Annotated in this window: 13 protein-coding genes; 9 read left to right on the forward strand and 4 right to left on the reverse strand. The window is 52.4% G+C overall.

All coding sequences use genetic code 11. The features are described 5' to 3' along the window. Positions 1-660 carry an AzlC family ABC transporter permease gene (locus OLG56_RS21130; protein WP_000683586.1) on the forward strand — a complete coding sequence of 220 codons (660 nt, stop codon included), beginning with the start codon at positions 1-3 and terminating at the stop codon, positions 658-660. Continuing rightward, positions 660-983 carry an AzlD domain-containing protein gene (locus OLG56_RS21135; protein WP_000527677.1) on the forward strand — a complete coding sequence of 108 codons (324 nt, stop codon included), beginning with the start codon at positions 660-662 and terminating at the stop codon, positions 981-983. Before OLG56_RS21130 ends, OLG56_RS21135 begins: the two co-directional genes overlap by 1 nt. A 355-nt stretch (positions 984-1,338) precedes the next feature. On the opposite strand, the gene OLG56_RS21140 is transcribed toward OLG56_RS21135, so the two are convergent. Together OLG56_RS21140 and fdhD are read right to left on the reverse strand one after the other, a co-directional pair. Beyond that, complete coding sequence (locus tag OLG56_RS21140) at positions 1,339-2,439, reverse strand: YiiG family protein (protein WP_061377451.1); 1,101 nt, start codon at positions 2,437-2,439, stop codon at positions 1,339-1,341. A 192-nt stretch (positions 2,440-2,631) separates the two neighbouring features. After that, a complete protein-coding gene (gene fdhD / locus OLG56_RS21145) occupies positions 2,632-3,468 on the reverse strand; it encodes a formate dehydrogenase accessory sulfurtransferase FdhD (protein WP_001059743.1) in 837 nt (278 codons plus the stop codon). 194 nt (positions 3,469-3,662) lie between these two features. Between fdhD and fdnG the strand changes: the two genes are divergently transcribed. The 4 genes from fdnG to fdhE are packed head-to-tail and all read left to right on the forward strand — an operon-like array spanning position 3,663 to position 9,186. Next, positions 3,663-6,713 carry a formate dehydrogenase-N subunit alpha gene (gene fdnG / locus OLG56_RS21150; protein ID WP_077248424.1) on the forward strand — a complete coding sequence of 1,017 codons (3,051 nt, stop codon included), beginning with the start codon at positions 3,663-3,665 and terminating at the stop codon, positions 6,711-6,713. Between the two features lie 12 nt (positions 6,714-6,725). Then, positions 6,726-7,628 (forward strand): formate dehydrogenase subunit beta, encoded by a 903-nt coding sequence (gene fdxH / locus OLG56_RS21155; RefSeq protein ID WP_000331361.1) that lies wholly within the window; start codon positions 6,726-6,728, stop codon positions 7,626-7,628. Continuing rightward, positions 7,625-8,260, forward strand: coding sequence for a formate dehydrogenase cytochrome b556 subunit (gene fdoI, locus OLG56_RS21160; RefSeq protein WP_023205206.1), 636 nt, complete (start codon positions 7,625-7,627; stop codon positions 8,258-8,260). The genes fdxH and fdoI overlap by 4 nt, the downstream gene beginning before the upstream one ends. Continuing rightward, positions 8,257-9,186: a formate dehydrogenase accessory protein FdhE gene (gene fdhE / locus OLG56_RS21165; protein WP_000027730.1), complete on the forward strand. Its 930-nt coding sequence runs from the start codon at positions 8,257-8,259 to the stop codon at positions 9,184-9,186. Before fdoI ends, fdhE begins: the two co-directional genes overlap by 4 nt. Before the next feature lie 46 nt (positions 9,187-9,232). Here fdhE and OLG56_RS21170 read toward each other — a convergent pair whose 3' ends face one another. Continuing rightward, positions 9,233-9,523: a helix-turn-helix domain-containing protein gene (locus OLG56_RS21170; protein WP_000362050.1), complete on the reverse strand. Its 291-nt coding sequence runs from the start codon at positions 9,521-9,523 to the stop codon at positions 9,233-9,235. Next, complete coding sequence (locus tag OLG56_RS21175; protein WP_023205205.1) at positions 9,524-9,835, reverse strand: hypothetical protein; 312 nt, start codon at positions 9,833-9,835, stop codon at positions 9,524-9,526. It lies immediately after the preceding gene. Between the two features lie 217 nt (positions 9,836-10,052). Here OLG56_RS21175 and OLG56_RS21180 point away from each other — a divergent pair, with 217 nt between their 5' ends. The 3 genes from OLG56_RS21180 (at position 10,053) to OLG56_RS21190 (ending at position 11,822) form a co-directional block, all read left to right on the forward strand. Further along, positions 10,053-10,982 (forward strand): alpha/beta hydrolase, encoded by a 930-nt coding sequence (locus OLG56_RS21180; RefSeq protein ID WP_001631559.1) that lies wholly within the window; start codon positions 10,053-10,055, stop codon positions 10,980-10,982. 85 nt (positions 10,983-11,067) lie between these two features. Next, complete coding sequence (locus OLG56_RS21185) at positions 11,068-11,379, forward strand: type II toxin-antitoxin system HigB family toxin (protein ID WP_000558166.1); 312 nt, start codon at positions 11,068-11,070, stop codon at positions 11,377-11,379. Further along, entirely contained in the window at positions 11,376-11,822 is a 447-nt protein-coding gene (locus tag OLG56_RS21190) for a helix-turn-helix domain-containing protein (RefSeq protein ID WP_001259009.1), read from the forward strand. The genes OLG56_RS21185 and OLG56_RS21190 overlap by 4 nt, the downstream gene beginning before the upstream one ends. Positions 11,823-11,826 lie beyond the last annotated feature (4 nt).

Raw genomic sequence — 11,826 nt, forward strand, 5'->3', positions numbered from 1 at the left:
ATGAAACACTATTTTTCCTGTCTCAAGGGAGACACGATAAAAGCGATATTTTTAGTGTGCCTGGCCGTGGGCGTCGTCGGCATGTCCTATGGCTCACTGGCGATGGCCTACGGCTTCCCTCTGTGGGTGCCGTTTGTCCTCTCTATTTTTGTACTGGCGGGCGCGTCCGAATTTATGTTTATCGGCATTGTTGCCAGCGGCGGCAATCCGTTAGCGGCGGCGGCGGCAGGACTGCTGGTGAATGCGCGCCACGTGCCGTTTGGCGTAACGGTGCGCGATTTGGTTGGCACCCGCGCCGCCAGCTTTTTCGGCTGCCATATTATGAATGATGAGAGCGTGGTGTTCGGCCTGTCGCAAAAAACACCCGAACAACGTAAAGCCGCCTACTGGCTATGCGGTCTGGGCGTCGCCCTATTCTGGCCGATTGGCACACTGATTGGCGCAGGTGTCGGCAAACTGCTCCCGGCCCCAGAAACCATCGGTCTGGATGCCGTATTCCCGGCAATCTTACTGGCGCTGGTGATCCCGGCGTTTAAAAACCGCACCACATTGATTCGTGGTTGCAGCGGCGCCGCGCTGTCGCTTGCCGCCGTTCCCTTTGTGGCTGCCGGATTGCCGGTGTTGCTTTCGCTGCTTGGCCTACTGGCGAGGAAAAAATAATGGGCAATATGACGCTATTTATTATCGGTATTGCTCTTTTATCTGCGGGAACCTATTTGATGCGCCTCGGCGGCGCGAAACTTGGCAGCCGTCTGGCGCTGTCTGAGCGTTCACAGGCGCTGCTCTCGGATGCGGCAACGGTGCTGCTATTCTCCGTCGCGCTGGCAACCACCTTTTACGAAGGCGAACATTTTGCCGGAATGGCGCGCGTTCTTGGGGTTGGCTTCGCCGTATTTTTAGCCTGGCGTAAAATGCCGCTTATTGTGGTGATTATCGCCGCTGCGGTAGTGACCGCGTTATTACGAATGGCGGGTATTAATTAACGTCTTACAGAACAGTTGGACGTGACACCCTATAAGTGATGAAGGCTGGGCCGCCCTATGCTGAAGTGGCTCAGAATTTTCGCATCAGGCGGGATAAATGCTTTCCATATAAATGCCGATCCTCAATTACACTACCAGTACCTTCCAGCGTGACGTCAACATCTTATGATAGCTTCAGATTACTGGTTTTTCTAATAGCTCTCTTTAGTTAATGTTTACGTCAGCTATTTTTACGGATATTGCCTGATGAAGAATACATAAACGAAAAAAGCGCCTGATCGGCGCTTTTTATTGGCGTTATAGCGTAATTTTATAGGCGCTTGCGCCAGCCTGCACGCAGTTAATGCGCCATCACTCAACGCAGGCGGTTATAATCATCCACCATCTCGTTATAACTTCTCAACGACGCCGGATAAGAATCCGCAACCATCCATCCTGTTGCAGGGTCCTGCACCCGTTTCTTTTCAAAATCAGAATACTCAACATTGTCTCTGATGCGACGAATATATTTTTTAGCTTGTAGCTGATAATCAGCCGCAGAGCTGATGAAAGAAGAATTACGGCCATCAGTATTCACTTCTTTCAATTGCGCAATCATTGTTTCCAGTTCCGCGACTTTTTTCATCATCGCTTCGGCATCAAAGGTATCGGCAGAAATAACCTTGTTGATCTGCTTTGCCGAGATCATGACAGCCAGAGAATAATAGTTAAATGTTTTACCTTCCGCTTCTTCTATTCTCTTCAACTGTGTCAATTGCCGCCTGTCATTTATCTCCTGAATAGCCTCATGATATTTTTCCGAGACGGGTTTAAAATCCTCGATATTCTTCAGTAATGTCTGATGCAGCGCCTTACCTTTAGCAAAGGCATCATCTTTATAGTTTTCCTGGGTATAATATTTTTCCATTTCGTTAATGGTATTACCCAGCGCGGCGGCGCTATCAATATAGCTAACGGCAACGCCATCAATAGGCTCAAGTAATGGCGTTAAGGCGGCCACCTGTTTCATCTCTTTCTGGCAATTCGTTATGTAAGACTCCGTAATACCATAAATGCCATAAACCAGGCTCTCTTTCCCTGTCGGACCTTTTTTAAAGTCTTTCACCCAATCCGCGTAACGCGCCAGACTGTGCTGAACGGGCAACTGAAGTTTATTAAAACAATCGATATAGACATCCATTTTTTCACTATAAACTTCTTCAGCGTCAACCTCCGGCTGAGCTGGCGTTTCTGGCTTCGCCGCCGGGGGCTGAGTTGCCGTTTCTGGCTTCGCTGCTGGGGGCTGCGCTGGACTTTCGCCAGATTGCGTTTCCGGCGCCTGAGAAGGCGCTGGCGTCGCAGGCTGACTGCTGGCGGCCGGCGTCGCCTCGGTTTTAACATTATTGTCATCACATCCTGTTGCGCCCAGGGTCATTAGCGCAATGATTATCGCTGAGGATAATAAATTCCTTTTCATTTAATTGCCTTTTGTATATTTACGTTGGGGTTCTCTTATTTTAACGAAAATATGGCCTCGCCACTATACGTCATTCCGTTATTAAGAGAGGCTGTAAAATCCAGAAAATATATATTTCATACACCATCATTCTACATAAAATATATATTAAATTAATAATATATATTTTACGCAAATGTAGAGGGTACTATTTTAGTCTGCGATTAACCGCTGCGGATGGGTATAAATCGTCGCCCGACCCGGCTTACAGAACCCCACCAGCGTAAGATTACACCGTTCAGCGACGTCAACCGCGAGCGTGGTGGCAGCAGAAACCGCAAACAAAATTTCTACACCGCACATCGCCGACTTCTGCACCATTTCGTAACTCGCGCGACTGGAAACCAGCGCCGCGCCTTGCCGCCATTCCTCACCTTCCGTAGCGCGGCGGCCGAGCAGTTTATCCAGCGCAACGTGGCGTCCGACATCTTCATGGCCCCCCGCCAGTTCACCCGACGGCATGACCCACGCCGCAGCGTGCGTACAACCCGTCAGCTTACCCGTCGGTTGAAAATCATTCAGATGTTTTAACGCGCGATCAAGGTTACCGAGATTAAACGTTTGGCTAAACGGCAGGGGTTGCACCGGCTTACCGATGTCATTGAGCTGTTCCACGCCACACACGCCGCAACCGGTGCGTCCGGCCAGCGCGCGACGACGCGCTTTCAGCCCCATAAATCGACGGCTGGAAAGATCAATCTGCACTTCAAGTCCGTTACAGGACGGTACAACGTCCATGCCATAGATTTCACGCGGGCTGTCAATGATCCCTTCCGACAGAGAAAACCCCATTGCAAAATGCGTCAGATCTTTTGGAGAGGCCATCATAACGACATGCGAAATACCGTTATACACCAGTGCCACAGGCACTTCCTCGGCAACATCATCAAGTTGGGGGGACTGCAAATCCTCGCGTTTCCAGAGAGTCAACTGGCGTGAGGTTGTGAAATCAGTCACATTTAGGACTTCTTCAGACAGTATATTGTTCACTTTCTTTTAACCATATAAGAACACACACACCAACATTATGGTATTCTGTTACAACTCCTCCCGGATGGAGGAAAATTTATCCAATTCTGAACCTTTGCGGGCCCGTCCGCAAAGAAAAATAACAACCACTCCCTGAGCGTTTCGGATAGAGAAATGTGAAAGAGAAGTGACAATGTCGAAACAAGGAGCAAACCATGCAGGTCAGCAGAAGGCAGTTCTTTAAGATCTGCGCTGGCGGTATGGCAGGCACCACGGCGGCGGCACTGGGCTTCGCGCCCGGCGTAGCGCTAGCGGAAACACGGCAATATAAACTGCTGCGCACCCGCGAAACCCGTAACACCTGCACCTACTGTTCCGTTGGCTGCGGGCTGTTGATGTACAGCCTCGGCGACGGTGCGAAAAACGCCAAAGCATCTATTTTCCATATCGAAGGGGACCCGGATCATCCGGTAAGCCGTGGCGCGCTGTGCCCGAAAGGGGCCGGTCTGGTGGACTTTATCCACTCTGAAAGCCGCCTGAAATTCCCGCAATACCGCGCGCCGGGTTCAGATAAGTGGCAACAGATCAGTTGGGAAGAAGCGTTTGACCGCATCGCTAAACTGATGAAGGAAGATCGCGACGCCAACTATCAGGCGCAGAACGCCGAAGGCGTTACCGTTAACCGCTGGCTCACCACCGGGATGCTGTGCGCTTCCGCATCCAGTAACGAGACGGGTTATTTAACGCAAAAATTCTCCCGCGCGCTGGGTATGCTCGCGGTCGACAACCAGGCGCGTGTCTGACACGGACCAACGGTAGCAAGTCTTGCTCCAACATTTGGTCGCGGTGCGATGACCAACCACTGGGTCGACATCAAGAACGCCAACCTCGTCGTGGTGATGGGCGGTAACGCCGCAGAAGCTCACCCGGTCGGGTTCCGCTGGGCGATGGAAGCCAAAATTCACAACGGCGCGAAGCTGATTGTGATCGATCCGCGCTTTACGCGTACCGCGTCGGTGGCCGATTTCTATGCGCCAATACGCTCTGGTACTGACATTGCCTTCTTGTCAGGCGTGATGCTGTATCTGCTGACCAACGAAAAATACAACCGTGAATACACCGAGGCCTATACCAATGCCAGCCTGATCGTGCGTGAAGATTTTGGCTTCGATGATGGTCTGTTCACCGGCTACGACGCAGACAAGCGGCAGTACGATAAAACCAGTTGGCACTATGAGCTGGACGAAAACGGTTTTGCCAAACGCGATACGACACTGCAACACCCGCGCTGTGTCTGGAATCTGTTGAAACAGCATGTCTCACGCTATACGCCGGACGTGGTAGAAAATATCTGCGGTACGCCGAAAGCGGACTTCCTGAAAGTGTGCGAGTACATTGCAGAAACCAGCGCAAAAGATAAAACCGCGTCGTTCCTGTACGCGCTGGGCTGGACGCAGCATTCCATCGGCGCGCAGAACATCCGTACTATGGCGATGATCCAGCTTCTGCTCGGTAACATGGGGATGGCGGGCGGCGGCGTTAACGCCCTGCGCGGTCACTCCAATATTCAGGGACTGACCGACTTAGGACTGCTGTCGCAAAGTCTGCCGGGCTACCTGACGCTGCCGAGCGAAAAACAGACCGACCTGCAAACCTATCTGGCTGCCAATACGCCGAAGCCATTGTTGAAGGATCAGGTCAACTACTGGGGCAACTATCCGAAATTCTTCGTCTCGATGATGAAGGCCTTCTTTGGTGATAAAGCGACAGCGGAAAACAGCTGGGGCTTTGACTGGCTACCGAAGTGGGACAAAGGGTACGATGTACTGCAGTACTTCGAGATGATGAAACAGGGTAAGGTCAACGGCTATATCTGCCAGGGCTTTAACCCGGTGGCCTCATTCCCGAACAAAAACAAAGTGGTCGCGTCGCTTTCCAAACTGAAGTACCTGGTGACTATCGATCCGCTCAACACCGAAACGTCCACCTTCTGGCAAAACCACGGTGAGTCGAACGACGTTGATCCCGCAAAAATCCAGACCGAAGTGTTCCGTCTGCCTTCCACCTGTTTTGCCGAGGAAAATGGTTCCATCGTTAACTCCGGTCGCTGGTTACAGTGGCACTGGAAGGGCGCGGACGCCCCGGGAATTGCCATGACCGACGGCGAAATCCTCGCCGGTATCTTCTTACGCCTGCGTAAGATGTACTCTGAACAGGGCGGCGCCAACCCGGAACAGGTGTTGAATATGACCTGGAACTACACCAAACCATACGAACCCGCCTCTGAAGAAGTGGCGATGGAAAGTAACGGTAAAGCGCTGGCCGATCTTATCGACCCGGCAACCGGCGCGGTGGTGGTGAAGAAAGGTCAACAGCTCAGTTCGTTCGCGCAACTGCGCGATGACGGTACGACGTCCAGCGGCTGCTGGATTTTCGCCGGTAGCTGGACGCCGGAAGGCAACATGATGGCGCGTCGTGATAACGCCGACCCGTCTGGTCTCGGCAACACGCTGGGCTGGGCATGGGCATGGCCGCTTAATCGCCGCATCCTCTATAACCGCGCTTCCGCCGATCCGCAGGGTAACCCCTGGGACCCGAAACGTCAGCTACTGAAATGGGAAGGCGGAAAATGGGCCGGATGGGATATTCCGGACTACAGCGCCGCCGCGCCCGGCAGCGACGTCGGACCATTTATCATGCAGCCGGAAGGGATGGGTCGCCTGTTTGCCATCGATAAGATGGCGGAAGGGCCGTTCCCGGAACACTACGAACCGTTTGAAACGCCGCTGGGCACTAACCCGCTGCACCCGAACGTTATCTCTAACCCTGCCGCCCGTATCTTTAAAGACGATGCCGACGCGCTGGGTAAAGCGGATAAGTTCCCGTATGTCGGAACCACTTACCGTCTGACCGAGCACTTCCACTACTGGACCAAGCACGCGTTGCTTAACGCTATCGCCCAGCCGGAACAGTTTGTGGAAATTGGCGAGAAACTGGCGAATAAGCTCGGCATCGCGCATGGCGATACCGTGAAGGTCTCCTCGAACCGCGGCTATATCAAAGCCAAAGCGGTGGTGACCAAGCGTATTCGCACGCTGAAAGCGGACGGCAAGGATATCGATACCATCGGTATTCCTATTCACTGGGGCTACGAAGGCGTGGCGAAAAAAGGTTTTATCGCCAATACGTTAACGCCTTTCGTCGGCGATGCGAACACGCAAACGCCGGAGTTTAAATCCTTCCTTGTGAACGTGGAAAAGGTGTAACGGAGACGACCTATGGCTTATCAATCGCAAGACATCATTCGTCGTTCCGCCACTAACGGTTTCACCCCCGCGCCCCAGGCGCGGGACCACCAGGAAGAGGTGGCGAAACTCATCGACGTCACCACCTGTATCGGCTGTAAAGCGTGTCAGGTGGCGTGCTCCGAGTGGAACGACATCCGTGATGAAGTGGGCAATAACGTTGGGGTGTATGACAACCCGGCGGACTTAACCGCGAAATCCTGGACGGTGATGCGCTTCTCGGAAGTGGAACAGAACGACAAACTGGAGTGGCTGATCCGTAAGGATGGCTGTATGCACTGCGCCGATCCCGGCTGCCTGAAGGCCTGTCCGGCGGAAGGGGCGATCATTCAGTACGCTAACGGTATTGTCGACTTCCAGTCCGAGCAGTGTATCGGCTGCGGCTACTGTATCGCTGGCTGCCCGTTCAACGTGCCGCGCCTCAACCCGGAAGACAACCGCGTCTATAAATGTACGCTGTGCGTCGACCGCGTGACCGTGGGGCAAGAACCGGCCTGCGTGAAGACCTGTCCAACCGGCGCCATTCATTTTGGCTCGAAAGAGGATATGAAAACGCTGGCGGGCGAGCGGGTGGCGGAACTCAAAACCCGTGGTTATGACAACGCGGGTCTGTACGATCCGGCGGGCGTAGGCGGTACGCATGTCATGTACGTGCTGCATCATGCCGACAAGCCGAATCTGTATCACGGTCTGCCGGAAAACCCGGAAATCAGCGAAACCGTTAAGTTCTGGAAAGGCGTCTGGAAACCGCTCGCCGCGTTCGGTTTTGCCGCGACCTTTGCCGCCAGCGTCTTCCACTATGTCGGCGTCGGCCCGAACCGCGCGGAAGAGGAAGATGACAACCTGCATGAAGAGAAAGACGAGGTGCGCAAATGAAACGACGTGACACCATCGTGCGCTATACGGCGCCGGAACGCATCAACCACTGGATCGTCGCCTTCTGCTTCGTGCTGGCGGCGGTGAGCGGGCTGGGCTTTTTATTCCCATCCTTCAACTGGTTGATGCATATCCTGGGCACCCCACAACTGGCGCGAATTCTGCACCCGTTTGTGGGCGTGGTTATGTTTGCCTCGTTCATCATCATGTTTTTCCGTTATTGGCACCACAATCTAATCAATCGGGATGATATCTTTTGGGCGAAGAATATTCGTAAGATCGTCGTCAACGAGGAAGTGGGTGACACCGGGCGTTATAACTTCGGTCAGAAATGCGTATTCTGGGCGGCGATTATCTTCCTGGTGCTGCTGCTGGTGAGCGGGGTAATTATCTGGCGTCCGTACTTTGCGCCTGCTTTCTCAATCCCGGTGATCCGATTCGCGTTAATGTTGCATTCTTTTGCCGCAGTAGCGTTAATTGTGGTTATCATGGTGCATATCTACGCCGCCCTTTGGGTGAAAGGCACCATTACCGCGATGGTGGAAGGCTGGGTAACCCAGTCGTGGGCGAAGAAACATCACCCGCGCTGGTACCGAGAAGTCCGCAAGACAACGGAAAAAGAAACTGAATGAGTATTCGCATAATCCCGCAAGATGAGCTGGGGTCGAGCGAGAAACGTACGGCGGATATGATTCCGCCGTTATTGTTCCCCCGACTCAAAAACGTCTACAACCGCCGCGCCGAACGTCTGCGCGAGCTGGCTGAAAATAACCCGCTGGGCGATTACCTGCGCTTTGCCGCGCTTATCGCGCACGCGCAGGAAGTGGTGCTGTACGACCATCCGCTGGAGATGGATCTGACCGCACGTATTAAAGAAGCGAACGACCAGGGCAAACCGCCGCTGGATATCCACGTGCTGCCGCGTGATAAGCACTGGCAAAAACTGCTGCATTCGTTAATTGCCGAGCTAAAACCCGAGATGAGTGGCCCCGCGCTGGCGGTGATTGAGAACCTGGAGAAAGCCTCAGAGCAGGAACTGGAGCAGATGGCCAGCGCGCTGTTTGCCTCGGATTTTGCCTCCGTCAGCAGCGATAAAGCCCCGTTTATCTGGGCCGCGCTCTCCCTTTACTGGGCGCAAATGGCCAGCTTGATTCCAGGCAAAGCCCGCGCGGAATACGGTGAAGCGCGCCAGTATTGCCCGGTGTGCGGTTCGATGCCGGTCTCCAGCATGGTGCAGATCGGCACCACGCAGGGGCTGCGTTATCTGCACTGTAACCTGTGCGAAACCGAATGGCACGTCGTGCGCGTAAAATGCAGTAACTGCGAACAGAGCCGCGACTTACACTACTGGTCGCTGGAAAATGAGCAGGCTGCGGTGAAAGCCGAAAGCTGCGGCGATTGCGGGACTTACCTGAAGATTCTCTATCAGGAAAAAGACCCGAAAGTAGAAGCAGTGGCCGACGACCTCGCCTCGCTGGTGCTGGACGCGCGCATGGAACAGGAGGGCTTCGCCCGCAGTTCCATCAACCCGTTCCTGTTCCCGGGGGAAGGGGAGTAAGTTCTCTGGTATACCGGCTAGCAATCTACGTTAGCCGGATCATTGCTCAATAACGCAATGCTTGTATAACGTTTCTCGGGTCGTTGGCAATGGCGCGAAGTAATGCTTTGGCTGGCCCTGTCGGTGAGCGTCTTCCTTGCTCCCAGTTGCGCAGCGTATCCACGTTGACCGAAATCAGTTCTGCAAACTTAGATTGCGACAACCCAGATGCCTGCCGTATTTCTTTAATCTTCATTGCATCAATATGAAAGGTACGAGAAGGCTCACGGGTCCCTTCAATGATTTCATTCATTTGAGACATACTTTGAGTTAATCGCTCAAATAACACTTTATCCATCTACCACCTCTCATTCAGCATACGAAGTACCGCTTTTTCCTGCGGCGTGAGATCATCTTTAATGCCTTTTTGATAAATCAGAAGCAAGCGAACCTCATACCGTTGACTACGATGAAAATAGATAATTCGCACGCCACTACGCTTTCCTTTGCCTCGCGCTCCCCAGTGCATTTTTCTCAGGCCGCCCGTTTCCTGAATGACATCACCACAATCTGGATGCTGAGCCATAAAAACCTGAAGCTTATGGTATTCATCATCATCGAGCAGTTTTTTAACATCTTCAGTAAAGAGTTCCGTTTCTATAAATTGCATACTCCATACGCCATTGGCTTATAGTAGTGAAAATAATTTATACGTCAATGGCGTATAGCATCATCATTTCACAGTACAAAAATTAAAAACCCAGCGCCAACCGCATTCCATTTTTTGCGAACCTCTATCCAGAATCATTATCCCCTCGTTTCACCACTTTCCATCCCCAACGAACCAGGTTATAAACTGTACATACATACAGTCAAGGGAGCGTTATATGCCACTGGAAAAAGGAATTGCCGAACTGGTCGCCGGGTTTATCGCCGCGGGTCGCCCCTCTTCACGAGAGCAGAATATTGATGACCGAAGAGCGGGCTATATTGCCAGCACGACGCTGGCGGGTGAGAAAGAAATTCGGGTGAGTTCGGAAGATATCGTGCTGGAAGGGATGACATTTCGCGTCGTTTCGCCGCCAAACGCATCCGGTTCTCTACCCTGTATCCTCTACTATCACGGCGGCTGTTTTGTTAGCGGCGGCTTTCTGACTCATGACCCCCAGCTACGGCAACTGGCCTGGAAAAGCGGCTGTAAGGTGATTGCCATTCAGTATCGCCTTGCGCCAGAGCACACCTTCCCTGCGGCTCATGACGACGCTGAACGCGGGGCCAATATCGTCCATCAATACGCGGAACAGTTAGGCATCGATCGTGAACGTATCACGCTTGCTGGCGACAGCGCAGGCGGGCACCTGGCATTGGTCAGCGCGCTACGCCTGAAATCCACCGCCCACTGGTCTCCGGCGAAGCTGCTGTTGATCTACCCGATGCTTGACGCTACTGCCAGTTTCCCCAGCTATGCCAGCAACGGGCAAGACTACATCATCACCCGCGATACGCTGTTATCGGGTTTCGAAATGTATCTCCAGGATACCGACCTCCGCCACCCGGAAGCCAGTCCGATATGGCGTGAAGATTTTGCCGGTTTACCGCCGGTGCATATCCTCACCGCAGAGTTCGACCCACTGCGTGATGAAGGCGAAGCGCTATATCACCGTCTGAACGACCAGGGTGTGGAATGTACTTGCCAGCGCTATCTCGGCGTTATCCACGGGTTTTTCCAGCTCGGAGGCGTGAGCCAAGCGGCACGAAGCGCCATGCGAGATGTGGCCTGGCGTGTTGTAAGTCCATCAACAGGCAAAATGACCTAAAATTCAATTTTGTTTTCAACTTGAAAACTGGATAACGTTGCGCTAAATTGTTTTCAGGTTGAAAACTTTGTAATGGAACTACATTGTGCATGTTATCAGCCGAAAACCGTTCAATGAAGCGATGCTCATGTATCCAAACCATGAGCTTGCTCTCACTGAGTTGCTGAATGTTCTGGAGAAAAAAACATTCACTCAGCCTGAAGAGATGAAGCGGTATATTCCTTCACTGGATAATTTTAAGTACAGAGATAAATGGTGGGTGATTGATGTTTCTGGTAACAGCCTGAGACTCATTTCCTACATAGATTTCAGGTTACATAAGATATTTGTGAAACATATCGTTTCCCATGCCGAATATGACAAACTGACCGCATATTATCGGGGTAATAAAGAATGAGAACTCATCGTCAGATGGATGCAACCAGCGCAAAAAAGATCGTTGATACCTTCAGCGATGCGGTAAAAAGCGTCCCACTGATGGGGGAAGACCGAAATGACAATGAGTATCGCAGGGCACTAGCGCTAGTGGAGTTTCTGGTCGACCACGACGATCTTGAAAACCCACTATTTGAATTGCTCTGTGCCCGAATCAGTGAATACGAAAAACATGCGCCGGAATTCAAAGCACTCAACCAACACCTGGAGAAAACGCCCCCTGGCGTTTCAGTATTGCGAACGCTCATGGATCAATACGGTCTCAAAGCAGCAGATCTTGCCAACGAACTTGGTTCTAAATCGAACGTCAGCAACATCTTAAATGGCCGCAGAGCACTAACGGTTAATCATATTAAAGCGCTTACACAACGCTTTAAACTACCAGCGGATGCCTTCATCGAGTAGTTGG

The sequence above is a fragment of the Salmonella sp. 2018103 genome, from assembly GCF_026247685.1.
Taxonomy (GTDB): domain Bacteria; phylum Pseudomonadota; class Gammaproteobacteria; order Enterobacterales; family Enterobacteriaceae; genus Salmonella; species Salmonella enterica.

Bases quoted from the DNA above. Each gene is read 5' to 3' on its own strand.
- OLG56_RS21140 (WP_061377451.1), bottom strand. From the start codon at position 2,439: ATGAAAAGGAATTTATTATCCTCAGCGATAATCATTGCGCTAATGACC.
- OLG56_RS21180 (WP_001631559.1), top strand. From the start codon at position 10,053: ATGCCACTGGAAAAAGGAATTGCCGAACTGGTCGCCGGGTTTATCGCC.
- OLG56_RS21135 (WP_000527677.1), top strand. From the start codon at position 660: ATGGGCAATATGACGCTATTTATTATCGGTATTGCTCTTTTATCTGCG.
- fdhE (WP_000027730.1), top strand. From the start codon at position 8,257: ATGAGTATTCGCATAATCCCGCAAGATGAGCTGGGGTCGAGCGAGAAA.
- OLG56_RS21130 (WP_000683586.1), top strand. From the start codon at position 1: ATGAAACACTATTTTTCCTGTCTCAAGGGAGACACGATAAAAGCGATA.
- OLG56_RS21175 (WP_023205205.1), bottom strand. From the start codon at position 9,835: ATGCAATTTATAGAAACGGAACTCTTTACTGAAGATGTTAAAAAACTG.
- OLG56_RS21170 (WP_000362050.1), bottom strand. From the start codon at position 9,523: ATGGATAAAGTGTTATTTGAGCGATTAACTCAAAGTATGTCTCAAATG.
- fdoI (WP_023205206.1), top strand. From the start codon at position 7,625: ATGAAACGACGTGACACCATCGTGCGCTATACGGCGCCGGAACGCATC.
- OLG56_RS21190 (WP_001259009.1), top strand. From the start codon at position 11,376: ATGAGAACTCATCGTCAGATGGATGCAACCAGCGCAAAAAAGATCGTT.
- fdxH (WP_000331361.1), top strand. From the start codon at position 6,726: ATGGCTTATCAATCGCAAGACATCATTCGTCGTTCCGCCACTAACGGT.